The following is a 22,799-nucleotide window of genomic DNA, read 5'->3' as shown; positions in this document are numbered from 1 at the left end:
GGCGCTGTTGCTGGCGTTGGCTTCGGGCGAACCGCGGAAGACGAAAACGATCCGCCCCGAGTGATTTCGAACGGCCATGGTAGTTTTTTTATATTGAACGGTCAATCAATAAAAAACCGGTTGCATCAAGATGGACACGGGCTCCGCTCGTCGTGTCGGTTACGGCCAAACCCATGTCGTGTTCGACACATGCGCTTTGTTCAGCGGGCGCTACGCTCGTTGAACGGCGTGCCTTGTCCAACAGGCGCGCCGCTCACAAGACATGGAGACAGACAATGAGCAGCAATCGCGGCGTTGTGTATCTAGGGCAGGGCAAGGTGGAAGTGCAGTCGATTGACTATCCGAAGATGGTCGATCCGCGTGGTCGGTCGATCGGTCACGGCGTGATCCTCAAGGTGGTGAGCACGAATATTTGCGGCTCCGATCAGCACATGGTGCGCGGTCGCACGACCGCGGAAGTCGGCCTCGTGCTCGGCCACGAGATTACCGGCGAGGTGATCGAAGTGGGCCGTGACGTGGAAACCCTCAAGGTCGGCGATCTCGTTTCGGTGCCGTTCAACGTGGCCTGCGGACGCTGCCCGACTTGCAAGGCGCAGCACACCGGCGTGTGCCTGAACGTGAATCCGTCGCGTGCCGGCGGCGCGTATGGCTACGTGGACATGGGCGGCTGGATCGGCGGCCAGGCCGAATACGTGTTGGTGCCGTACGCCGACTTCAATCTGCTGAAATTCCCCGACCATGCCCAGGCGATGGCGAAAATCCGCGACCTCACGTGTCTCTCCGATATTCTGCCGACCGGCTATCACGGCGCGGTGATGGCGGGCGTCAAACCAGGCGCCACCGTGTATATCGCGGGCGCGGGGCCGGTGGGCATGGCGGCGGCCGCTTCGGCGCGCTTGCTGGGCGCGGCTTGCACGATTGTCGGCGACATGAATGAGGAGCGTCTCGCGCACGCGCGCAAAATGGGCTTCCAGACCATCGATCTGTCCAAGGACGCCACGCTCGGCGAACAGATCGAACAGATTCTCGGCAAGCCCGAAGTGGATTGTGCGGTGGACTGCGTCGGCTTCGAAGCGCATGGCCACGGCAGCAGCGGCTCGCACGAGGAAGCGCCGGCCACCGTGCTCAATTCGCTGATGGAAATCACGCGGGCCGCGGGCGCGATCGGCATTCCGGGCCTTTACGTCACGGACGATCCGGGCGCCGCCGATGCCGCCGCGCGCAAAGGCAGCTTGAGCATCCGTTTCGGGCTGGGCTGGGCCAAGTCGCACTCGTTCCATACCGGGCAGACGCCGATCATGAAGTACAACCACAATCTCATGCAGGCGATCCTGTGGGACCGTTTGCCGATCGCGGATATCGTCAACGTGACCGTGGTGTCGCTCGATCAGGCGCCTGATGGTTATCGCCAGTTCGATGGTGGTGCGCCGAAGAAGTTTGTGATCGACCCGCATGGGTTGTTGAAGGCGGCTTGAGGCAGATCTGATGCGAAGGCGGGACTGCATACGCGGTCTCGTGTTGCGCCGTCGTGCTGGAAGGTAGGCGGACGAACAGAAACTGAGAAGGTCGAGGCACAAAAACAAACGCGTTGAGCGGGTTTCCGTTCAACGCGTTTTTTTGGGCTGGACAGTGAGTCCAGCGAGGCCGTCAAGCAGTCATCAAGCCGCCAGCACCGGCACCGCAGCCAGCGACGGCGCCTGCTTGCGTCGTTCGCGCGTCGGCGCCGTACCGAATGCATCGCGATAGCTCTTCGAGAAGTGGCAAGCCGACTGGAAGCCACACGCCATCGTGATGTGCATGATCGACATGTCGGTTTGCAGCAGCAACTCGCGCGCGCGCCGCAAACGCAGCGTCAGATAGTAATGCGTCGGCGTCATGCCCAGATGTTCGCGGAACAGACGCTGCAATTGCCGTTGCGACATGCCCGCGAGCCGCGCGAGTTCTTCGCGCGAGAGCGGCTCTTCAATGTTGTTCTCCATCAGCGAGATCACTTCGAAGAGCGACTTGTTGGCCGAACCGAGCCGCGCCACCAGCGGCATTTTCTGTTGCGCGCTGGTATCGCGCACATGTTCGACGATGAACTGCTCGGCGATCTGCGTGACGCGTGCCGTGCCGACGCGCGGCGCGATCAGGTTCAGCATCATGTCGAGCGGCGCGACGCCGCCCGTGCAGGTGACGCGATCGCGATCGATCACGAACAGTTCTTTCAGAAAACGTGTGTCGGGAAACTCTTCCTTGAGCGCCGACATGTTTTCCCAGTGAATCGCGCACGCATAACCCGCCAGCAGACCGGCACGCGCCAGCGCATAGGTGCCGGTGCAGAGGCTGCCGAGCACGCAGCCCAACCGGGCGAAGCGACGCAGTGCGGAAAGGTGGGCGGGTGTGGTCGCGCGCTGCACGTCGATGCCGCCGACCACGAACACGATGTCCGGTTGGCCAACGCATTCAACCGGTCCTGTATCGACCGACAAACCGTTGCTAGCCGTGACCGGGCCGCCGTCGGGGCTCACGATCGACCAGCGGTAAAGCGTTTGGCCCGTCAGGTAATTCGCCATGCGCAGGACTTCGATCGCGTTGGTGAACGCAATCATGGTGAAGTTGGGAACCGGCATGAATGCGAAATGCGACAACGACGCCGTGCGATCGGTGGACATGGGAGGAATGATTCCTTCGAATCTGTAGTGTCACGTCGCCGTGGGGAGCAGCGACTCCTTCAATTTTGAGGACTAGGGCAACTACCGTGCCATCAGGCTAAACCCTCGGTTGGCCCGTATTCGACTCGGATAGCTAAACAAGTGGCACCAGAACGGAGCCGCGGAGGTCCGCTCTCGCACCTGAAGCGCGCACGGGCGTTCGCGTGCAGTGCAGCACGACCCCGCGTTCAGCACGCTCGTTCGACCATTAACGAAAGCGCGGCGGCGTCGACTTGTGAAAAAAGGACGCGTATGGCGGAAAAGGCAAAGAACGCGTCTGAATTCATAAATTGACGTGCGGGTCGAGCGTCAAGAATAGACGCAATGCACACCGGCAGTAGCAGGGGCGAAGCAAGGCCCTGGCGCGGCTTCCGGCCTTCCGTCAACGACTCCACGGACCTTCCATGTCGAACCCGAATCCTTTCTTCGAAGCATCGCTGGCCACGCGCGACACGGCGGTGCGCGGCGCCATTCTGAAAGAGCTCGAGCGCCAGCAGTCGCAAGTCGAACTGATCGCGTCGGAAAACATCGTGTCGCGCGCGGTGCTCGAAGCGCAGGGCTCGGTGCTGACCAACAAGTATGCGGAAGGCTATCCGGGCAAGCGTTACTACGGCGGTTGCGAATACGCCGACGTGATCGAAACGCTGGCGCTCGATCGCATCAAGCAGCTCTTCAACGCGAAGTTCGCCAACGTGCAGCCGCATTCCGGCGCGCAGGCGAACGGCGCGGTGATGCTCGCGCTGGTGAAGCCGGGCGACACGGTGCTCGGCATGTCGCTAGACGCCGGCGGCCACCTGACGCACGGCGCGAAGCCGGCCATGTCCGGCAAGTGGTTCAACGCGGTGCAGTACGGCGTGAATCGCGACACGATGCTGATCGATTACGAGCAGATCGAGGAACTCGCGCAGCAACACAAGCCCGCGCTGCTGATCGCCGGCTTTTCGGCTTATCCGCGCGCGCTGGACTTCGCGCGGCTGCGCGCGATCGCCGACGGCGTCGGCGCCAAGCTGATGGTGGATATGGCGCATATCGCCGGGGTGATCGCGGCGGGGCGTCACCAGAATCCGGTGGAACATGCGCACGTGGTCACGTCGACCACCCACAAGACACTGCGCGGCCCGCGCGGCGGCTTTGTGCTGACGAATGACGAAGACATCGCGAAGAAGATCAACTCCGCCGTGTTCCCCGGCTTGCAGGGCGGCCCGCTGATGCATGTGATCGCCGGCAAGGCGGTCGCGTTCGGCGAGGCGCTGGAACCGGGCTTCAGGACCTACATCGACAGTGTGCTCGCCAATGCGCAGGCGCTCGGCGAGGTGCTCAAGGCGGGCGGCGTCGATCTGGTCACGGGCGGCACGGACAACCATCTGCTGCTGGTCGATCTGCGGCCCAAGGGCCTCAAGGGCAACCAGGTCGAGCAGGCGCTGGAGCGCGCGGGCATCACCTGCAACAAGAACGGCATTCCTTTCGACACCGAGAAGCCGACGATCACCTCCGGCATCCGCCTCGGCACGCCCGCGGGCACCACGCGTGGCTTCGGCGTGAGCGAATTCCGCGACATCGGCCGGCTGATCGTCGACGTGCTCGACTCGCTGCGTGAGCACCCCGAAGGGCATGCCGCCACCGAACAACGCGTGCGCCGCGAGATTTTCGCGCTGTGCGAGCGCTTTCCCATTTACTAAGCACGCCTGGAGCAAACGATGAGCACTTTGCACGACAACAGCATCATCATCGATGGTCTGAACATTTCGAAGTTCGAGCGCTCCGTGTTCGAGGACATGCGCAAGGGTGGCGTGACCGCGGTGAACTGCACGGTCTCGGTGTGGGAGAGCTTCCAGAAGACCGTCGACAACATCGCCGAGATGAAGCAGCAGATCCGCGAGTACGGCGAGATCCTCACGCTCGTGCGCACCACGGACGACATCTTCCGCGCGAAGAAAGAGAACAAGACGGGCATCATTTTCGGCTTTCAGAACGCGCATGCTTTCGAGGACAACCTCGGCTATATCGAAGCGTTCAAGGACCTCGGCGTGAACGTGGTGCAGCTTTGCTACAACACGCAGAACCTGGTGGGCACGGGTTGCTATGAACGCGACGGCGGTCTGTCGGGCTATGGCCGCGAAGTGATCCAGGAGATGAACCGCGTCGGCATCATGGTCGATCTCTCGCATGTGGGCGGCAAGACTTCCTCTGAAGCGATTGCGGCGTCGAACAAGCCGGTGTGCTACTCGCATTGCTGCCCGTCGGGTCTGAAAGAGCATCCGCGCAACAAGAGCGACGAGCAACTGAAAGAGATCGCGGACGCAGGCGGATTCGTCGGCGTGACGATGTTCGCGCCGTTCCTCAAGCGCGGTCCGGACGCGACCGTCGAGGACTATATCGAAGCGATCGAATACGTGGTGAATCTGATCGGCGAAGACCAGGTCGGCATCGGCACCGATTTCACGCAAGGCTATAGCACCGAGTTCTTCGACTGGATCACGCACGACAAAGGCCGCTATCGCCAGTTGACGAACTTCGGCAAGGTGGTGAATCCGGAAGGCATCCGCACGATTGGCGAGTTTCCGAACCTGACGGCCGCGATGGAACGCGCCGGCTGGAGCGAGACACGCATCAAGAAGATCATGGGTGAAAACTGGGTACGGGTGTTTGGGGAAGTGTGGAAGGTGTGACCTCGCATCGCTAATGAAATCTCACTCGTACACATAAAAAACGGAGCCTCCACATGCAACCCCAACTGCCTATCGACGTCGATGCGAACACCGGCGTCTGGACCACCGACGCGCTGCCGATGCTATATGTGCCGCGTCACTTCTTCACGAACAACCACACCGCCGTGGAAGAAGCACTCGGCCTCGATACGTATGCCGAGATTCTCTACAAAGCCGGCTACAAGTCCGCGTATTTCTGGTGCGACAAGGAAGCGAAGCAGCACGGCATTGCCGGCATGGCCGTGTTCGAGCATTACCTGAAGCGTCTGTCGCAACGCGGCTGGGGCATCTTCACGATCACCGAAGCCGATCCGTCGAGTTCGCATGCGCGCATCGAGTTGCATCATTCGTCGTTCGTGCTGGCGCAGCCGGGCAAGGTCGGCAAGCTCTGCTATATGTTCGCCGGCTGGTTCGCGGGCGCGATGGACTGGGTCAACGACACCGCGCCGGACGCCTCGCGCAAGGGGCCGCCGTCCCATTCGAGAGAAGCGCAATGCGCGGCCGAGCACCACGACCACTGCGTGTTCGAAGTGTCGCCGCGCGCTTCCTGACCGCGCACGACACAGCGCAAAAAGTACTCCATTCCGAGGTCGATCGCGATGCGTTACCCGAACCTTTTCAAGCCTCTCACGCTGAACAAGCTGACCTTGCGCAACCGCATCGTCAGCACCGCGCACGCGGAGGTCTATGCGGAACCGGGCGGGCTGCCCGGCGACCGCTATATCCGTTACTACGAGGAGAAGGCCAAGGGCGGCGTCGGCCTCGCGGTGTGCGGCGGCTCGAGCCCGGTGTCGATCGACAGCCCGCAAGGCTGGTGGAAATCGGTGAACCTCTCGACCGACAAGATCATCGATCCGCTCGCGCGGCTCGCCGAAGCGATGCACACGCATGGCGCGAAAATCATGATTCAGGCCACGCACATGGGACGCCGCTCGGCGTTTCATGGCGAGCATTGGCCGCATCTGATGTCGCCGTCGGGCGTACGTGAGCCGGTGCATCGCGGCAATGCGAAGATCATCGAGGTCGAGGAAATCCGCCGCATCATCAGCGATTTCGCAGCGGCTGCGAAGCGCGTGAAAGATGCGGGCATGGACGGCGTGGAAATCTCGGCGGCGCACCAGCATCTGATCGATCAGTTCTGGAGCCCGCGCACCAACTTCCGTACCGATGAATGGGGCGGTTCGCTCGAAAACCGTCTGCGTTTCGGCACCGAAGTGTTGAAAGCCGTGCGTGAAGCAGTGGGCGCGGATTTCTGCATCGGCTTGCGGATGTGCGGCGACGAGTTCCACGAAGATGGGCTCGACCACGAACAACTGAAGGAAATCGCCCAGGCGATGAGCGAAACCGGCCTGATCGATTACCTCGGCGTGATCGGCTCGGGTGCGGACACACATAACACGCTGGCCAACTGCATGCCGCCCATGGCGCTGCCGCCCGAGCCTTTCGTGCATCTCGCGGCGGGCATCAAGTCGGTGGTGAAGCTGCCCGTCATGCACGCGCAAAGCATTCGCGACGCGGGCCAGGCCGAGCGGCTGCTGGCCAGCGGCATGGTCGATCTGGTCGGCATGACGCGCGCGCAGATTGCCGATCCGCATATGGTCATCAAGATCCGCGACGGCCGCGAGGACGAAATCAAGCAGTGCGTCGGCGCGAATTATTGCATCGACCGCCAGTACAACGGGCTCGACGTGCTCTGTGTACAGAACGCCGCGACCTCGCGCGAAGAAACAATGCCGCACGTGATCGCCAGGACGCGCGGGCCGAAGCGCAAGGTGGTCGTGGTCGGCGCGGGTCCGGCGGGACTCGAAGCGGCGCGTGTAGCGAAGTCGCGCGGTCATGACGTGGTGTTGTTCGAGAAGAACGACTACGTCGGCGGTCAGATCATGCTGGCCGCGAAAGCGCCGCAACGCGAACAGATGGCGGGCATCGTGCGCTGGTTCGACATGGAGACGAAGCGCCTCGGCGTGGACCGGCGCCTCGGTGTCGCCGCCGACGAGCAAACCATCATGGCCGAGAAGCCGGACATCGTCGTGCTCGCCACGGGCGGTTCGTCGTTCACGTCGCAAGTGGCGGCGTGGGGCGTCGACGAAGGCCTCGCCGTGAGTTCGTGGGATGTGCTCTCGGGCAAGGTCGAACCGGGCAAGAACGTGCTGGTGTACGACGGCGTCAGCACGCATGCCGGCGCGGGCGTGGCCGATTTCATGTCGAGCCGCGGCTCGAACGTCGAGATCGTGACGCCGGACGTGAAGGTCGCCGACGACGTAGGCGGGACCACGTTCCCGATTTTCTACCGGCGGCTCTACGCGCAAGGCGTGATCCACACGCCGAACTACTGGCTCGACAAGGTCTACGAGGAAGACGGCAAGAAGATCGCCGTGATCCGCAACGAGTACACCGAGGAGCAGGAAGAGCGCGCGGTCGATCAGGTGGTGATCGAAAACGGCAGCACGCCGAACGACGAGTTGTACTGGAAGCTCAAGCCGGAGTCGGTGAATCGCGGTCAGGTGGACGTGCACAAGCTGTTCGCCTCCGAGCCGCAACCGTCTTTGGGCGAAGAACTCGGCAATGGCCGCTTCCTGCTGTTCCGTGTCGGCGACTGCATTTCCATGCACAACATTCACGGCGCGATCTACGACGCGCTGCGCCTTTGCAAGGATTTCTGACGATGAGCCCCGTGTTTGTCATCACCGTCCTGCTGTGGTTGTCGGTGGCTGGCCTGGCGTTCGCGCTCGTCAAACGCGCCGCGTATTGGCGCGAAGGCCGCGCCACGGCGGCGGGCGCATACGGCTGGGCCAATCTGCTGACGATTCCCAAGCGCTATTTCGTCGATCTGCATCATGTGGTGGCGCGCGATCCGTACATTGCCAAAACGCACGTGGCGACCGCGGGCGGCGCGATTCTCGCGATGGCGCTGGTGTTCGTCAACTACGGTCTGGCGATTTACTCGCCGTGGCTCGACAAGCTGATCTTTCTCGCCGCGCTCGTGATGCTGGTCGGCGCTGTGTTCGTCTGGCGCCGCCGTCACGGCGCGAAAGCGGTGCCGGCCCGGCTCTCGCGCGGACCTTGGGATCATTTGCCGCTGTTGCTTGGATCGTTCGCGCTCGGCCTCGTGCTCTTTATCGCGCTGCCTGCCGGGGCGATGTCCGGCGCGCTGGCGATCATCGTCGCGCTGCTGATCGCGGCGGGCGCGTTTGCGATGACGTTCGGCGCGGCGCGCGGCGGTCCGATGAAGCATGCGCTCGCCGGTTTGCTGCACCTCGCGTTTCATCCGCGCCAGGAGCGTTTCGCCGAGCGCAATGACACCGACGTGGTGCCGCCTACCGCATTGAAAGCGCCGCTGCTCGACGCGAAAGAATACGGTGTAGGCAAGCCGGTCGAGTTCCGCTGGAACCAGTTGCTCAGTTTCGATGCGTGCGTGCAGTGCGGCAAGTGCGAAGCGGCGTGTCCCGCGTTCGCCGCCGGTCAGCCGCTCAATCCGAAGAAGCTGATTCAGGATCTCGTCACCGGCATGGTGGGCGGCACGGATGCGGAATACGCGGGTAGTCCCACGCCAGGCTTTCCAGTCGGCAAGCATGCTGGCGCGCCGGGCAAGCCGCTGATTTCCAGTCTGATCGAAGCGGACACGCTGTGGTCCTGCACGACCTGCCGCGCATGCGTGCAGGAGTGCCCGATGCTGATCGAGCACGTGGACGCGATCGTGGATATGCGCCGCAATCAGACGCTGGTGGAAGGCAGCGTGCCGGGCAAAGGCCCGATCACGCTCGCGAATCTGCGCGAGACGGGCAGCTCGAACGGCTACGACATCGGCGCGCGTTACGACTGGGCCGTTGATCTGCAGGTGCAGGTCGCGCAGCCGGGGCGTCCGGTGGATGTGCTGCTGATCGCGGGCGAAGGCGCGTTCGACATGCGCTATCAGCGCACGCTGCGCGCGCTTGTTAAGGTGCTGAATCGCGCGGGCATCGACTATGCGGTATTGGGCGGCGTGGAAACGGATACCGGCGACACGGCCCGCCGCCTCGGTGACGAAGCGACTTTCCAGCAACTTGCGCAGAAGCTGATCGGCACGCTTTCGCAGTACTCGTTCCGCAAGATCGTCACCGCCGATCCGCACGTGCTGCATAGCCTGCGCAACGAGTATCGCGCGCTCGGCGGCTTCTATGAAGTGCAGCATCACACGGCGCTGATCGAGCAACTGGTCGCGAGCGGCAAGCTGACGCCGCGCGCGGTGGCCGCCTTCGCGGATCGCAAGATCACGTATCACGACCCGTGCTATCTGGGCCGCTATAACGGTGAAACGGAAGCGCCGCGCCGTTTGCTGAAGACCATCGGCATCAAGGTCGTGGAGATGGAGCGCAACGGTATGCGCGGACGCTGCTGCGGCGGTGGCGGTGGTGCGCCTCTAACCGACATTCCGGGCAAGCGGCGTATTCCGGATATCCGTATTGACGACGCGAAAACCGTCGGCGCGGAGATCGTCGCGGTGGGCTGTCCGAATTGCACGGCGATGCTCGAAGGCGTGGTCGGGCCGCGTCCGGAAGTGCTGGACGTCGCCGAACTGGTTGCAGCGGCGCTGGAGTAACGCGATGAACACTCTCAAACGAATCGATCCGCGCCGTCCGTTCACGATCACGGCAGACGGACTCAAACGCATCACGCTCGGCGTGACGGGCGTAACTGGTTCACTGGAATTTGCCACGCACGGCGGCGCCTCGCATCGTGAACAGGCCAAACCGCGCCGGAGCACAACTGTGCCGCAGCGCGTGATACTCGTGGCCGCGCATGCCGACCGTGGCGCATTGGACGATCACGCACGTCAAACTCTGGCTGGCGCTGCTTTGATCGCCGATTCGGCAACCGAAGTCGTGCTGCTGGTATTCGGCGAGTTCAGCGGCGACGCCGCCGCGCTCGGCGCCGACAAGTTGATCGAATTGGCGATGTTCGATCGCCGCAGCTTTGCGCCGCTAGACGAACTGAACGCGCTGGCTGCGTGCGTCGCGGCGTATGCGCCAGTCCATATTTTCCTGCCCGACAACGCGACCGGCGACGGCGATCTCGGCCGGCGGTATGCCGCTGCCGCGAATGCAAGCGTCGCGACGCATGTCGTCGAGATCGATGCCGCGCATGTGGCGGCCTATGTTCAGGCGAATACAGCGTTCGCCGCGCGCAAGCTGCCCGAGGTGGTGCTGCTAGCGCCCAACGCGGTCGATCCGAAATTGCCGTTCGTCGGTGCGGGTGAACGGGTCATGTGGCGCTTCGACGGAGAGCCCGCCTCGCAGCAAGGCGTGGTGCGCGATCTCGGCATCGAGGAAATCGACGCCGCGCAACTCGCGCTCGAAGAGGCGGATTTCATCGTGTCAGCCGGCAACGGCGTGAGCGACGTGCCGGCGTTCGAGCGTCTCGCGGCTACGCTGGGCGCGGCGATCGGCGCGAGCCGCGTCGCCGTGGACGACGGCAAGTTCACCCGCGACAAGCAGATCGGCGCGACCGGCAAGACCGTCGAAGCGAGTGTGTATATCGCGTTCGGCATTTCCGGCGCGGTGCAGCATCTGCAAGGCATCAAGGATTGCCGGCATGTGATCGCGGTGAATCTGGACGCCAGCGCGCCGATCGCCAAGCGCGCGAATCTCACGCTGATCGCGGACGCGCAGGAAACCATCGCGGCGCTCAACGAAGCGGCGTCCGCGGCGCGCACGGCGCGCGGAACCGGTGCGGCGCTGCTCAATTCAAAGGCCGTCGCCGAAGGAGCGCTCGCATGAAGATCGCCATCCTCGTTTCCGTGGGCCGTCATCCGGTGAGCGGCACTGCGCGCTACAGCCGCAACGACGCCGCCGCGCTAACCCTGGCGCTCTCGCTCGCCAGAACGCACAACGCGACGCTCGACGTGCTACACGCGGGCGATCCGTCCAATCCCGCATTGAAAGAATATCTGGCGCTCGGCGCACGTTCGGTCGAAGTGCTCGAGATCGCCGCCACGCCCGAATTGCAAGCCGACGCAACCGCGCCGCTGGCTGCGCGTCTGCGTGGCTACGACCTCGTTCTGACAGGCACGCGTGCCGAAGGCGCATTCGACAGCGGCATGCTGCCGTATCGCGTCGCCAATGCGCTGGAGATGCCGCTGGTCGGCGCCGCCGTCGACATCGCGCTGCGCGACGGCTGCGCGGAAGTCCGCCAGTTCATGCCGAAGGGTTTGCGCCGTCGCGTGGAAGTGCGGCTGCCCGCGCTGATTGCCGTGCATCCGCTGGCCAACGCCGCACCGACCTACGCGTATGCGCGCTTGCGCGAAGGCTCGATTCGCCCGGTCGCCACGCAGGCCGCCGCCAACCCCGACGACCTCGCCTGGACCGTGCGCCCGGCGGGCGCGAAACCGGTGCGCCTCGCCGCTGCCGAAAAGCGCTCCGGCCACGCCCGCATGCTCTCGGCGACGACGACTGAAAGCCGCGGCGGCAGCGTCGTAATTGAAGGAAGTTCTGTCGAAAAAGCACAAGTGATTCTGGCGTATTTGCGCGAGCATCAACTCGTGGATTACTGATTTCCGGTTCGGGCCAGCATGCGACCAGGAGGGCCTGGCGCGGCGCCAGACGTGACATGCAACGGAGCACACAATGAAAGTTTCGGCAGACGTTCGCGCAATGATCGAACGCCGCAAGAAGAATTACACGCTGGAAGCGCCGTTCTATACGAGCGAGGATATTTTCGCGCTCGACATGGACGCGATCTTCCGTCAGCACTGGATTCAGGTCGCGGTGGAACCGGACGTGCCGGAGCCGGGCGATTACATCACGGTGGAAATCGGCAACGATTCGATTCTGATCGTGCGCGACGACGACATGCAGGTGAGGGCGTTTCACAACGTCTGCCGCCATCGCGGCGCGCGCCTGTGCAATACCGACAAAGGCTCGCTCGGCAATATCGTCTGCCCGTATCACAGCTGGACGTACAACCTGAACGGCGATCTGATGTTCGCCGAGCACATGGGCGATCAGTTCGACCGCTGCAAACATAGCCTGAAGGCCGTGCACGTCGAGAATCTGGCGGGCCTGATTTTCATTTGCCTGGCTGACAATCCGCCGACCGACTTCGGCGTGATGCGTGCCGCAATGGAACCGTACCTGCTGCCGCACGATCTGGCCGGCTGCAAGATCGCGGCCTCGATCGACATTATCGAAGACGGCAACTGGAAGCTCACGATGGAGAACAATCGCGAGTGCTATCACTGCGTCGCAAACCATCCCGAGCTGACCATTTCGCTCTACGAATACGGTTTCGGCTATCAGCGCTCGCCGGCCAACGAAGAAGGCATGGCCGCCTTCGAAGAGACGGTGGCTCGCCGTACCGCGCAATGGGAAGCGATGAAGCTGCCCTCGGCGGAAATCGAACGGCTGGCCGATCTGGTCACGGGTTTCCGCACGCAACGCCTGCCGCTCGATCGCGATGGTGAATCGCAGACGCTCGACGCGAAAGTGGCGTCGAAAAAACTGCTGGGCGGCTTCGAGCAGGCCGATCTCGGCGGCCTGTCGTTCTGGACGCAGCCGAATTCGTGGCATCACTTCATGAGCGATCACATCGTGAGCTTTTCGGTGATTCCGCTCTCGGCGGGCAAGACGCTGGTGCGCACCAAGTGGCTCGTGCACAAGGACGCGCGCGAAGGCATCGATTACGACGTGAACAACCTCACCGCCGTGTGGCGCGCGACCAACGATCAGGACCGCGCCCTTGTCGAATACTCGCAACGCGGCGCGACGAGCAGCGCGTACGAGCCGGGTCCGTATTCGCCGTTCACGGAAGGGCTCGTCGAAAAGTTCTGCGAGTGGTACATCGCGCGCATGGCGGATTACAGCAATGCACCCCAAACCCATGAGGCAGGCGATACCGCGCCGGCTTCGCACGGCGAAAAAGTCGTGTCCTTCATGCGCTGAGCGCGACACCGCAACCAGGAGTCGGAGAAAACAATGATGCGCGATCAGGCGACGTTTCAGCTCAGCCCCGAGCCGGCTCCGGTCCACGCTGCGAGCCGCGTCACGCAGCCGCGGTTCTGGGAGACGTTGCCGCCACGCTGGAATAGCGATACCGACGATACACTGGTGTGCTGCCAGGTTCGTCAGGAAACGCACGACGTGAAGAGCTTTTTCTTTCGCGCGCCGTCCGGGCGGGCGTTCGTGTTCGAGCCGGGGCAGTTCATTACGCTGGAGTTGGAGATCGACGGCGAATCGATCAACCGTTGCTATACGATTTCTTCGCCGCCCACGCGCCCTCACACGATCTCGATCACGGTGAAGCGTGTACCGGGCGGCAAGGTCTCCAATTGGCTGCACGACAATCTGCACGCGGGCGCCGAAGTTCGTGTGCTCGGGCCGTCGGGCGAATTCACCTGCGCACGGCATCCGGCGCGCAAGTTTCTGTTTCTATCGGCCGGCTCGGGCATCACGCCGCTGATGTCGATGAGCCGCGCGCATCATGAACTCGGCGAAGACAGCGACATCGTGTTCGTGCACAGCGCCCGTACGCCGGACGACATCATCTTCGCGCGCGAGCTCGATCTGATCGCGTCGAATCAGGCCCATTTCCGCACCGCGTTTGTGTGCGAACGGCTCGGTGCGCGCACGAATTGGCCAGGTGTCACCGGTTTTCTGACCTTGCCACTGCTCAAGCTCATCGCGCCGGACTATCTGGAGCGGGAGATTTTCACCTGCGGCCCCGCGCCGTACATGCAAGCCGTGCGCAATCTGCTGGACGAGGGCGGGTTCGATCGCAGCCACTATCACGAGGAAAGTTTTTCCTTCGAGACGGTCAGCGAAGTGGCCGCGCAATTGACCACCGTGCATGTCGCGGACGCATTGCAAGGCGCGCTCGCGCCGGTGACTGCCGACAGCTTTATCGAGGCGCGCGAAGAGGCGTCCGGGTTCACGCCCACGTCCGCACCGGCGCCCGTTTCCGTCGAAACGGAAACGCGCTTCAAGGTGAGTTTCGCCAGGAGCAACCGCGAGATCGAATGCGGCAGCGCCCAACACGTGCTCGACGCGGCGAAGAAAGCGGGCGTGCGGCTCCCCGCGTCATGTACGCAGGGGATGTGCGGCACTTGCAAGGTGAAACTGGTATCGGGTGAAGTCGCGATGAAACACGCCGGCGGCATTCGTCAGCGTGAGATCGATCAGGGCATGGTGCTGCTGTGCTGCAGCAAGCCGTTGAGCGATCTCGTCGTGGATAAGTAAGACGAGAAGGATGGTGTGTCCAGTGGCCACGAAGTCGCGTGGGGACAACTGGATGTCGGAAAACAACGCTACCCGGCAATTCTGGCTGGCGATTCTAAATGCTCATTGGGTTGTTTTGACGGCAAACGGGAGAGCGGCGATGAGACTGATCAGAAAGATATTCGTGTTGAGCGCCTTGAGCGCGGCGCTGGCGGCAAGCAGCGTGAGCGTGTCGGCCGATAGCAAGCCGACCATCAAGATCGGTTACGTGGAAGGCTGGGACGATAGCGTCGCGACCTCGAACGTGGCTGCCCGTGTGATCGAAAAGCGCCTCGGCTATCAGGTCACACTCGTGCCGGTCGCGGCCGGTGTGATGTGGCAGGGCGTGGCGCGCGGCGACCTCGACGCGACGCTGTCGGCGTGGCTGCCGGTCACGCACGGCGCGTACTGGAACAACTTCAAGGACAAGGTGGTCGACCTTGGTCCGAACTTCAACGACGCGAAGATTGGGCTGATCGTGCCGGATAACGTCGACGTGAAGAGCCTGGGCGATCTGCAAGCGAAGAAGTCGGAGTTCGGTTCGCGCATCGTCGGTATCGACGCCGGCGCGGGCGTGATGCAAAAGACCAGTGAGGCGATCAAGGCCTACGGTCTCGACTACACGCTGATGCCGAGCTCGGGCAGCGCGATGACCGCTGAACTGGCGCGTTCGGAAGCGGCGAGCAAGCCGATTATCGTGACGGGCTGGAAGCCGCACTGGATGTTCGCGAAGTACAAGCTCAAATTCCTCGACGATCCGAAGAAGGTTTTCGGCGAAGCGGAGCACGTGGATAGCGTCGTGAATCCTGAACTCGAGAAGAAGGCGCCGCCGGTGGTCGCGTTCCTCAAGAAGTTTCAATGGAAACCCGGCGAAATTGACAGCGTGATGCTGGCGACGCAGAACGGCGAAAAGCCGACCGCCGCCGCCGATGCGTGGATCAGCGCGCATAGCGATCGGGTGGATAGCTGGGTGAAGTGATTGTGCTGTTCGTGTGAACGCGTTGCCGCTTTGATGAAGCGGCAACGTCTAAAGGAAACGCCGCTTTTTAGCGGCGTTTTCGTTTATTGCAGTACGACGGTCCGATCCCCGTTGATAAACACCCTTCGCTCGATAAACGCCTTGACCGCCCGCGCGAGCGTAATGCATTCGACGTCGCGCCCCGTAGCGAGCAAGCGCTCCGGGCTATACGAATGATCGACGCGCTCCACCACCTGTTCGATGATCGGACCTTCGTCGAGATCGTCGGTGACGAAGTGCGCGGTGGCGCCGATCAGTTTGACGCCGCGTGTGTGCGCCTGATGATACGGCTTGGCGCCCTTGAAGCCGGGCAGAAACGAATGGTGGATATTGATCGCGCACGCCGCGAGCGCACGGCTCGTCTCGCCGGACAGAATCTGCATATAGCGCGCGAGAATCATCAGCTCGGCACCCGACGTCTCGAACAGATCGAGCAGGCGCGCTTCCTGTTGCGGCTTTGTGTCCGCGGTGATGGGCAGATGGTGGAAGGGCAGGCCGTGCTGCTGCGCCAGCGGTTCGAGATCGCGATGATTCGAGCCGATGCCGACGATGTCCATTTTCAGCTCACCCATGCGCCAGCGGAACAGCAGGTCGGCGAGACAGTGCTCGAGCTTCGACACCATGATCAGCACCTTCGGCCGAGTGCCGACATCGTGCATTGCCCACGTCATGCGGAAACGCTCGGCAATCGGTTCGAATTCGCGCTTGAGCGCCGTAACGTGCAGCGTCTCGCTGCTGTCGACGCCATGAAACACACAGCGCACGAAGAAGCGCTCGCTGAGGTCGTCGTCGAAAACGGTCAGTTCGTCGATATAGCAATGATGCCGATCGAGAAAGCCGACGACGGCGGCAACCTGGCCCGCCGCGCTCGGACAGGCGACGGTGAGAACCAGCTGATCGGGACGGGAATCGGCGGACATGCGCACTCCACTTGGACGATAGGACGATGCCGCGGGGCGCGGCATGCATCTTCGCAGTAGAGCAAATCAGGCGGGCGCGCGGATAGAAGCTAACCGCCGTCGCGCTGGAACGGGAGCGTCAGGCTGGCGCGCAGGCGTTCATTCGGCGTCGAGCCCGCATTCGCCGAGCAGCCAATGGCGAAAGGCGCCGACCACAGGTGTCGCCGCGCGCTGCGTGACGAGCAGGTAGCCGCGCTCGGTGACGACCGGCGGGTCGAACAGTTCGACCAGTTGGCCGGTGGCAAGCAGTTCGTCGATCAATGGCGCCCAGCCCAGCGCGACGCCCTGACCCATGATCGCCGCATGGGCCACGAGCGCAAAACTGTTGAACGTGATGCCGCGATGCGCGGCGGGCGCATCCAGTTCGTGCGCGGCGAACCAGTCGGCCCACGACAGCCAGCGCGCCGGCTGGGTCGGCTCGAGATGCAGCAGCGGCAGGTTCAGCAGATCGGACGGCGTGCGCAACGACGGATGCGCCGCGAGAAAGGCGGGGCTGCACACCGGTGTGACGCGCTCGGGAAACAGCTTGACCACGCCGCGTGCGGTCCAGTCCGCGTGTTCGTCGCCGAACGCAATGGCGATATCCGCCTTATCGTGCGAAGGATCGAACACGTTCTGCGAGGTGATGATCTTCACGTCGACGTCCGGCATCAGCGCCTTGAACTGCGATAGACGCGGCATCAGCCAATAGGTGGCAAAGCCGAAGTCGGTGGAGAGCGTGAGCGTTTGCGGAGTGCGCCGCGCGCGGATTTCGCTGGTGGCGAGGCGAATCGTGTCCAGCGCGTGGCGCACCGCTTCGAAGAGCCGCTCGCCGTCTTCCGTGAGCGTGACGCCGCGATGGCCGCGCTCGAAGAGCGGCGCGCCCAGCGCTTCCTCGAGTTGGACGACGCGTTGACTCACCGCGGGCTGCGTCGAACCCAGCTCGCGCGCGGCCGCCGTGAAGCTGGCCAGACGCGCGGCGGATTCGAACACCGTCAACGCCTGCATCGGCGGCAAGCGATCCTGTCTCGACATAACACCCTCTTATAGGCACATAACGAATTGCCGTCTTCACAGCGGCGAATTGGACGGCAATAGTGGTGCACATGGCGGGCTCGGCACGCTGGCAGCCGCTCGTGGTTGCATCCATCACGACATTTGCACCAACACTTGCGATTCTATTCGAGGCACGCACCAATGCTTGACACCAGGAAGAATATTCTCATTCTGATGGCCGACCAAATGACGCCGTTCGCGCTCGCCGCTTACGGACACCGTCTGACGAAAACGCCCAATCTCGATCGCCTCGCGAAACAGGGCGTGGTGTTCGAATCGGCCTATTGCGCGAGTCCACTGTGTGCGCCTTCGCGGTTCTCCTTTTTGTCGGGCAAGCTGCCTTCCGCAATCGGCGCCTATGACAATGCAGCGGAATTTCCGTCGCAGACGCTGACTTTCGCGCATTATCTTCGGGCCGAAGGATATCGCACGATTCTCTCCGGCAAGATGCATTTCTGCGGCGCCGATCAGTTGCACGGGTTCGAGGAACGGCTCACCACCGACATCTATCCCGCCGACTTCGGCTGGACCCCCGACTGGGACAACTTCGAAGCGCGTCCCACGTGGTATCACAACATGAGTTCCGTGATCGACGCGGGCCCATGCGTGCGCACTAATCAACTCGACTTCGACGACGAGGTCACGTTCACCACCCGTCAGAAACTCTTCGACATCGCGCGCGAACGTCATGCGGGCAAAGACGCGCGGCCATTCTGCATGGTCGCCTCGCTGACGCACCCGCACGACCCGTACGCGATTCCGCAAAAGTACTGGGACATGTATCGCGACGAAGATATCGACATGCCCGCGTTTCGCGATTCGTTCGAAGACGCCGACCCGCACTCGAAGCGCTTGCGCCATGTCTGCGAAACCGATCGCACGCCGCCCACCGATCAACAAATCCGCAATGCGCGCCGCGCCTACTACGGCGCGATCTCCTACGTCGACGACCAGTTCGGCGCGATCCTCGAAGCGCTCGACCAAGCCGGGCTCGCGAAAGACACCGTGATCGTCGTGACGTCCGATCATGGCGAGATGCTCGGCGAGCGCGGCCTTTGGTACAAGATGACTTTCTTCGAAGGCGGTTGTCGCGTTCCGCTGATCGTGCACGCACCGCAGCAATTCGACGCGCATCGCGTGCAGGCATCCGTCTCGCATCTCGATCTGGTGCCGACGCTGGTCGAACTGGCGCGCGGCGAACAACCGGCTGCGTGGCCCGATTCGCCCGATGGACAAAGCCTCGTGCCGCATCTGCTGGGGACTCGAGGCGGCCATGACGAAGCCATCGGCGAATATCTGGCTGAGGGCGCGATTGCGCCGATTGTGATGTTGCGGCGTGGGCGCTTCAAGTTCATTCATACGCCGGCCGATCCCGATCAACTCTACGACGTGGCGGCTGATCCGCTCGAACGCGAGAACCTTGCCGCGCGCAGTGAATATGCATCACAGGTCGCGGCATTTCGTGAGGAAATCGCGCAACGCTGGGACCTCGCCGCGTTGCACGACGAAGTGCTGCAAAGCCAGCGGCGCCGCCATTTTCATTTTGCTTCCACGACGCAAGGCACGGTCGCGTCATGGGACTGGCAGCCGCTCGTCGATGCGAGCCAGCGCTATATGCGCAATCACATCGATCTCGATACGCTCGAAGCAATGGCGCGCTTTCCCGCCGTCGCCCGTTGATCCTCACGCTGCTAACGACCCCATCCACCCCACGAACAGGAAGCCGACATAATGAAAAAGCTCTTCAAACAGACGGTAACCGGCGTTGCGCTGCTGTGCGCGGCAGCCACTTTCGCGTCGGCCGCCGAGCCACAGTCGTGCGCGCAGGTCAACATGGCGGGGCCGGGATGGACCGACATCGACGCGACCAATGCGATGACCGGCGTGCTGTTGAAGGCGCTCGGCTACAAACAGAACGTCGCGAACCTGTCGGTGCCGATCACGTATCAAGGCCTGAAGAAAGGGCAGATCGATGTATTCCTCGGCAACTGGATGCCGGCGCAAGCGCCGGTCGTCAAACCGTTCGAGGAAGAAAAGTCGATCGAGGTCGTGCATCCGAATCTCAGCAACGCCAAGTTCACGCTCGCCGTACCTGACTATGTGGCCGCTGCCGGCATCCATTCGTTCGCTGATCTGGCGAAGAATGCCGACAAGTTCGAAAGCAAGATTTATGGCATCGAGCCTGGCGCGCCGGCCAATCAGAACATCAAGAAGATGGTCGACGACAAGGCGTTCGGACTCGGCAGCTGGAAGCTCGTCGAATCGAGTGAAACCGGCATGCTTACGCAAGTGGAGCGCGCGGTGCGCGAGAAGAAGTGGATTGTCTTTCTCGCGTGGGAGCCGCATTTGATGAACACGAAGTTCAAGCTCACGTACCTCGATGGGGGAGACAAGTACTTCGGGCCTAATTACGGCGGCGCCACGGTCAATACGGTTGCGCGCAGTGGCTATGCGGCGCAGTGCCCGAATATCGGCCGCCTGTTCAGGCAACTCACCTTCAGCGTGGATCTGGAAAACGGCGTGATCACCGAAGTACTGGAAAAGAAGACTGGCGTGGATGCAGCGGCGACAGAAGCGCTCAAGCGTCACCCCGAATTGTTGAAGTCGTGGCTCGACGGCGTGAACACAGCCAGCGGCGCCAATGGCCTGCAAGCCGTGCAAACCGCACTCGGCGTGAAATAACAGCCGCATTCCTAACGATGAGGTCGCCGTGCGACAGATTTATGTCGCATCCGGTCGAATCCTCGTCAATCTGGACTCGTATTCTTGATCCGGCGATGCGGACATGATTGGTCACTGCATGCATCGTAGATAGCTCCAATCCGTTTCACTCGGTCTCAGCCGGTTTCGAACTGCCCGTCATGCGAGAAGTGCCGCGCGCTGGTCAACAGCACGCAGCAGGGATCGCTTTATCCAACGAAATAAGCAGGCAAAGAGCAGGGGAGAATTAGATGAAGAAGAGAAATGCCGTCAGCCTTTCGGGACTCGCGATCGCGGCAAGCGCTGTATGCGCGCCGACGGCTGCCCATGCGCAAAGCAGCGTCACCCTGTACGGCATTCTGGATGCCGGCATCACCTACGTGAACAATGCCGGCGGGGCTCACCAGTTCAAATTCGATGACGGTATTTCGTACGGCAACCGGATCGGCTTCAAGGGCGTCGAGGATCTCGGCGGCGGCTTGCAGGCCGTGTTCGTGCTCGAATCGGGGTTTCACTTGGGCAACGGGCAATTAGCATTCGGCGGCGCCGAGTTCGGACGCCAGGCTTATGTCGGCTTGAAGAACAACTGGGGAACGCTTTCGCTGGGTAATCAACTCGACATGACCGAAGAGTTTGTCTACCTCTATAACATCTCGGCATGGGCGAGCGGCTACGCGATCCATCAAGGCGACTTCGACCGGATGAACGGCGACCGGCTGCCGAATTCGGTCAAGTTTCTCTCCAACGACTATGCGGGCTTCTCGTTCGGCGGCATGTATTCGTTCGGCAATACGGCGGGCGACTTCCACAACAAGAGCGCGTGGAGCGTGGGTGCGCGTTACGAGCATAGCGCCTTCAACATGGGCGCGGCCTATACCCAGTTGAACAACCCGAACGGCATCTATGCATTCGACCCATACGCGATGATCGGCACGCGCACGTTCCTCGGCAAGCCGACCGTATCCGTCGATCCGGCGACCGGCGCAGTGACGGACCTGTATAGCTCGTCGCCGTTCCCGGTCGACAAACAAGGGGCGTTCGCGGTCGGCGCCGCCTATACGATCGGCAACGTCATGCTGAGCGGCGACTTCACCTACACGACCATCAAGGGTCTCGGCGAAACCTCGCATATGCAGGTCTATGAGGCGGGCGCCTCGTACACCTTCACGCCTGCGTTGATGCTGTACGGCGGCTATCAGCACACGCGGTTCGAAGGCAATCACTGGAACCAGGGCTCGCTTGGGCTCCATTACCTGTTGTCCAAGCGAACGGACGTCTATATCTCCGGCGACTATCTGCGCGCATCGGATGGCGTGAACGCGGTAATCGGTTATAGCTTTACGCCGTCCACATCGAACACACAGACCGACGTGCGGATCGGCATGCGGCATTCGTTTTGACGTGCGGCGAAGTTTTCAGGTTTTGCGGTGTCCCGGGTCACGGGACACCATCCACGCCGTCACGATGCGCGCTCGAGCTGCTTCTTGAACGTGTCGATCAGCGCCCGCACTTTTGGCGGAGGATGGCTGGTGGGCGGAAAGATAGCCTGAATACTCGCGGGCTCGGTCGCCCATTCCGGCAGTAGGCGAATCAACCGCCCGGCGGCGATGTCGCCGCCGATCGAGAAGTCCGTCAACAGGCCGAAGCCGCCGCCGGCAAGTGTCGCCGCACGGCAGGCGTCGGCGGTGTTCACTAGCAACGCGTTTTCACAGCGCACGGTTTCCACGTCGCCATCACTTTTGCCACCGTTGCGCTGCAGGTCGAGCGTCAGCGGACGCGGCAAGACCGTCAACGCGCAGAAGGGCATCGCCGACAATTCGGCGGGCGTCTGCGGCTGCCCCCATATTTCGACGAAATCCGGACTCGCCACGACCCACTTGACGAAGCTGCCGAGTTTCACCGCGCGGTAATTGGAATCGGCCAGCCGGCCGAGGCGAATCGCGACGTCGATGCCGTCCGCGATGAGATCCACATATCGGTCGGTGCACAGCAACTCGACATTGAGTTGCGGATGCGTGCGGCGCAGTTCGACGAGCACCGGCGCGACGGCAAGCGAACCGTAATCGATCGGCGAGCTCACGCGCAACATGCCGCGCACGGACGCCGTTTCGCCGCCGATCGCCGACAGCGCGTCTTCCGTGGCGCGCAGGATCTTCACACTCGCGTCGTAGAATGCGCGGCCCGCTTCGGTCAAACCGAGCCGCCGTGTCGTGCGCACCAGCAGGCTTGCGCCCACTTCGGCCTCGAGCCGCTGCATGTGCGTGCTGACCATCGTCTTGGCGAGACCCAGACGCGCTGCCGCGGCGGTCAGCGAACCCGCGTCGACGACCGCGACGAAGATCGCCAAGCGGTTGAGGTTTACGTCGCGCACGTCGGCCATGGTGGATTGTCCATCTTCGATTGATTGTGTTTCCCGGATTATCAGGCTTCTGCAAGGTGGCTCGTGCGCATTATGCTCG

At 62.5% G+C, this 22,799-nt stretch carries 18 protein-coding genes; 14 read left to right on the top strand and 4 right to left on the bottom strand.

From position 1 onward, the window contains the following. Positions 1 to 275: 275 nt before the first annotated feature. Positions 276 to 1,475 (top strand): formaldehyde dehydrogenase, glutathione-independent, encoded by a 1,200-nt coding sequence (gene fdhA, locus ACQKRQ_RS07130; protein WP_427475947.1) that lies wholly within the window; start codon positions 276 to 278, stop codon positions 1,473 to 1,475. A gap of 183 nt (positions 1,476 to 1,658) precedes the next feature. Here fdhA and ACQKRQ_RS07125 read toward each other — a convergent pair whose 3' ends face one another. Further along, positions 1,659 to 2,654, bottom strand: coding sequence for a GlxA family transcriptional regulator (locus ACQKRQ_RS07125; RefSeq protein ID WP_106280835.1), 996 nt, complete (start codon positions 2,652 to 2,654; stop codon positions 1,659 to 1,661). 443 nt (positions 2,655 to 3,097) lie between these two features. Here ACQKRQ_RS07125 and ACQKRQ_RS07120 point away from each other — a divergent pair, with 443 nt between their 5' ends. The 10 genes from ACQKRQ_RS07120 to ACQKRQ_RS07075 all read left to right on the top strand — a co-directional run bounded on the left by ACQKRQ_RS07120 (position 3,098) and on the right by ACQKRQ_RS07075 (position 15,607). After that, positions 3,098 to 4,372 (top strand): serine hydroxymethyltransferase, encoded by a 1,275-nt coding sequence (locus ACQKRQ_RS07120; RefSeq protein WP_427475945.1) that lies wholly within the window; start codon positions 3,098 to 3,100, stop codon positions 4,370 to 4,372. Positions 4,373 to 4,390: 18 nt separating this feature from the next. Further along, positions 4,391 to 5,362 carry a dipeptidase gene (locus tag ACQKRQ_RS07115; RefSeq protein WP_106280831.1) on the top strand — a complete coding sequence of 324 codons (972 nt, stop codon included), beginning with the start codon at positions 4,391 to 4,393 and terminating at the stop codon, positions 5,360 to 5,362. 53 nt (positions 5,363 to 5,415) lie between these two features. Beyond that, on the top strand, positions 5,416 to 5,952 hold the full coding sequence (locus ACQKRQ_RS07110) for a DUF5943 domain-containing protein (RefSeq protein ID WP_408224254.1): 537 nt from the start codon (positions 5,416 to 5,418) through the stop codon (positions 5,950 to 5,952). A gap of 48 nt (positions 5,953 to 6,000) precedes the next feature. Then, positions 6,001 to 8,064, top strand: coding sequence for an FAD-dependent oxidoreductase (locus tag ACQKRQ_RS07105; RefSeq protein WP_427475942.1), 2,064 nt, complete (start codon positions 6,001 to 6,003; stop codon positions 8,062 to 8,064). Positions 8,065 to 8,066: 2 nt separating this feature from the next. Next, positions 8,067 to 9,980, top strand: coding sequence for a (Fe-S)-binding protein (locus ACQKRQ_RS07100; RefSeq protein ID WP_427475940.1), 1,914 nt, complete (start codon positions 8,067 to 8,069; stop codon positions 9,978 to 9,980). A 4-nt stretch (positions 9,981 to 9,984) separates the two neighbouring features. Continuing rightward, positions 9,985 to 11,157, top strand: coding sequence for an electron transfer flavoprotein subunit alpha/FixB family protein (locus ACQKRQ_RS07095; protein WP_427475938.1), 1,173 nt, complete (start codon positions 9,985 to 9,987; stop codon positions 11,155 to 11,157). After that, positions 11,154 to 11,930: an electron transfer flavoprotein subunit beta/FixA family protein gene (locus ACQKRQ_RS07090; protein ID WP_427475937.1), complete on the top strand. Its 777-nt coding sequence runs from the start codon at positions 11,154 to 11,156 to the stop codon at positions 11,928 to 11,930. The genes ACQKRQ_RS07095 and ACQKRQ_RS07090 overlap by 4 nt, the downstream gene beginning before the upstream one ends. A 73-nt stretch (positions 11,931 to 12,003) precedes the next feature. Further along, complete coding sequence (locus ACQKRQ_RS07085; protein ID WP_408288627.1) at positions 12,004 to 13,317, top strand: aromatic ring-hydroxylating oxygenase subunit alpha; 1,314 nt, start codon at positions 12,004 to 12,006, stop codon at positions 13,315 to 13,317. Positions 13,318 to 13,350: 33 nt separating this feature from the next. Beyond that, positions 13,351 to 14,610, top strand: coding sequence for an FAD-binding oxidoreductase (locus ACQKRQ_RS07080; RefSeq protein WP_427475934.1), 1,260 nt, complete (start codon positions 13,351 to 13,353; stop codon positions 14,608 to 14,610). Positions 14,611 to 14,749: 139 nt separating this feature from the next. Beyond that, on the top strand, positions 14,750 to 15,607 hold the full coding sequence (locus ACQKRQ_RS07075; protein ID WP_132377108.1) for a glycine betaine ABC transporter substrate-binding protein: 858 nt from the start codon (positions 14,750 to 14,752) through the stop codon (positions 15,605 to 15,607). Between the two features lie 83 nt (positions 15,608 to 15,690). Here ACQKRQ_RS07075 and purU read toward each other — a convergent pair whose 3' ends face one another. Both purU and ACQKRQ_RS07065 read right to left on the bottom strand, forming a co-directional pair. Continuing rightward, a complete protein-coding gene (gene purU, locus ACQKRQ_RS07070; RefSeq protein ID WP_427475932.1) occupies positions 15,691 to 16,566 on the bottom strand; it encodes a formyltetrahydrofolate deformylase in 876 nt (291 codons plus the stop codon). A 138-nt stretch (positions 16,567 to 16,704) separates the two neighbouring features. Further along, entirely contained in the window at positions 16,705 to 17,619 is a 915-nt protein-coding gene (locus ACQKRQ_RS07065; RefSeq protein ID WP_408288640.1) for a choline sulfate utilization transcriptional regulator, read from the bottom strand. 162 nt (positions 17,620 to 17,781) lie between these two features. Between ACQKRQ_RS07065 and betC the strand changes: the two genes are divergently transcribed. The 3 genes from betC (at position 17,782) to ACQKRQ_RS07050 (ending at position 21,740) form a co-directional block, all read left to right on the top strand. Then, positions 17,782 to 19,320, top strand: a complete 1,539-nt coding sequence (betC, locus tag ACQKRQ_RS07060; protein ID WP_427475930.1) for a choline-sulfatase — start codon at positions 17,782 to 17,784, stop codon at positions 19,318 to 19,320. A gap of 51 nt (positions 19,321 to 19,371) precedes the next feature. Beyond that, entirely contained in the window at positions 19,372 to 20,322 is a 951-nt protein-coding gene (locus tag ACQKRQ_RS07055) for a choline ABC transporter substrate-binding protein (protein WP_427475928.1), read from the top strand. Positions 20,323 to 20,591: 269 nt separating this feature from the next. Next, positions 20,592 to 21,740, top strand: a complete 1,149-nt coding sequence (locus ACQKRQ_RS07050; protein ID WP_408256197.1) for a porin — start codon at positions 20,592 to 20,594, stop codon at positions 21,738 to 21,740. 59 nt (positions 21,741 to 21,799) lie between these two features. On the opposite strand, the gene ACQKRQ_RS07045 is transcribed toward ACQKRQ_RS07050, so the two are convergent. Next, positions 21,800 to 22,720 carry a LysR family transcriptional regulator gene (locus tag ACQKRQ_RS07045; RefSeq protein ID WP_408315166.1) on the bottom strand — a complete coding sequence of 307 codons (921 nt, stop codon included), beginning with the start codon at positions 22,718 to 22,720 and terminating at the stop codon, positions 21,800 to 21,802. Positions 22,721 to 22,799: the final 79 nt, after the last annotated feature.

Source organism: Paraburkholderia sp. NPDC080076, assembly GCF_050281145.1.
GTDB lineage: Bacteria > Pseudomonadota > Gammaproteobacteria > Burkholderiales > Burkholderiaceae > Paraburkholderia.
This window is presented reverse-complemented; position numbering and strand designations above follow the sequence as displayed.

What these genes read in the sequence shown, in the direction of transcription:
- fdhA (WP_427475947.1), top strand. Translation starts at nt 276, where the DNA reads ATGAGCAGCAATCGCGGCGTTGTGTATCTAGGGCAGGGCAAGGTGGAA.
- ACQKRQ_RS07125 (WP_106280835.1), bottom strand. Translation starts at nt 2,654, where the DNA reads ATGTCCACCGATCGCACGGCGTCGTTGTCGCATTTCGCATTCATGCCG.
- ACQKRQ_RS07120 (WP_427475945.1), top strand. Translation starts at nt 3,098, where the DNA reads ATGTCGAACCCGAATCCTTTCTTCGAAGCATCGCTGGCCACGCGCGAC.
- ACQKRQ_RS07115 (WP_106280831.1), top strand. Translation starts at nt 4,391, where the DNA reads ATGAGCACTTTGCACGACAACAGCATCATCATCGATGGTCTGAACATT.
- ACQKRQ_RS07110 (WP_408224254.1), top strand. Translation starts at nt 5,416, where the DNA reads ATGCAACCCCAACTGCCTATCGACGTCGATGCGAACACCGGCGTCTGG.
- ACQKRQ_RS07105 (WP_427475942.1), top strand. Translation starts at nt 6,001, where the DNA reads ATGCGTTACCCGAACCTTTTCAAGCCTCTCACGCTGAACAAGCTGACC.
- ACQKRQ_RS07100 (WP_427475940.1), top strand. Translation starts at nt 8,067, where the DNA reads ATGAGCCCCGTGTTTGTCATCACCGTCCTGCTGTGGTTGTCGGTGGCT.
- ACQKRQ_RS07095 (WP_427475938.1), top strand. Translation starts at nt 9,985, where the DNA reads ATGAACACTCTCAAACGAATCGATCCGCGCCGTCCGTTCACGATCACG.
- ACQKRQ_RS07090 (WP_427475937.1), top strand. Translation starts at nt 11,154, where the DNA reads ATGAAGATCGCCATCCTCGTTTCCGTGGGCCGTCATCCGGTGAGCGGC.
- ACQKRQ_RS07085 (WP_408288627.1), top strand. Translation starts at nt 12,004, where the DNA reads ATGAAAGTTTCGGCAGACGTTCGCGCAATGATCGAACGCCGCAAGAAG.
- ACQKRQ_RS07080 (WP_427475934.1), top strand. Translation starts at nt 13,351, where the DNA reads ATGATGCGCGATCAGGCGACGTTTCAGCTCAGCCCCGAGCCGGCTCCG.
- ACQKRQ_RS07075 (WP_132377108.1), top strand. Translation starts at nt 14,750, where the DNA reads ATGAGACTGATCAGAAAGATATTCGTGTTGAGCGCCTTGAGCGCGGCG.
- purU (WP_427475932.1), bottom strand. Translation starts at nt 16,566, where the DNA reads ATGTCCGCCGATTCCCGTCCCGATCAGCTGGTTCTCACCGTCGCCTGT.
- ACQKRQ_RS07065 (WP_408288640.1), bottom strand. Translation starts at nt 17,619, where the DNA reads ATGTCGAGACAGGATCGCTTGCCGCCGATGCAGGCGTTGACGGTGTTC.
- betC (WP_427475930.1), top strand. Translation starts at nt 17,782, where the DNA reads ATGCTTGACACCAGGAAGAATATTCTCATTCTGATGGCCGACCAAATG.
- ACQKRQ_RS07055 (WP_427475928.1), top strand. Translation starts at nt 19,372, where the DNA reads ATGAAAAAGCTCTTCAAACAGACGGTAACCGGCGTTGCGCTGCTGTGC.
- ACQKRQ_RS07050 (WP_408256197.1), top strand. Translation starts at nt 20,592, where the DNA reads ATGAAGAAGAGAAATGCCGTCAGCCTTTCGGGACTCGCGATCGCGGCA.
- ACQKRQ_RS07045 (WP_408315166.1), bottom strand. Translation starts at nt 22,720, where the DNA reads ATGGCCGACGTGCGCGACGTAAACCTCAACCGCTTGGCGATCTTCGTC.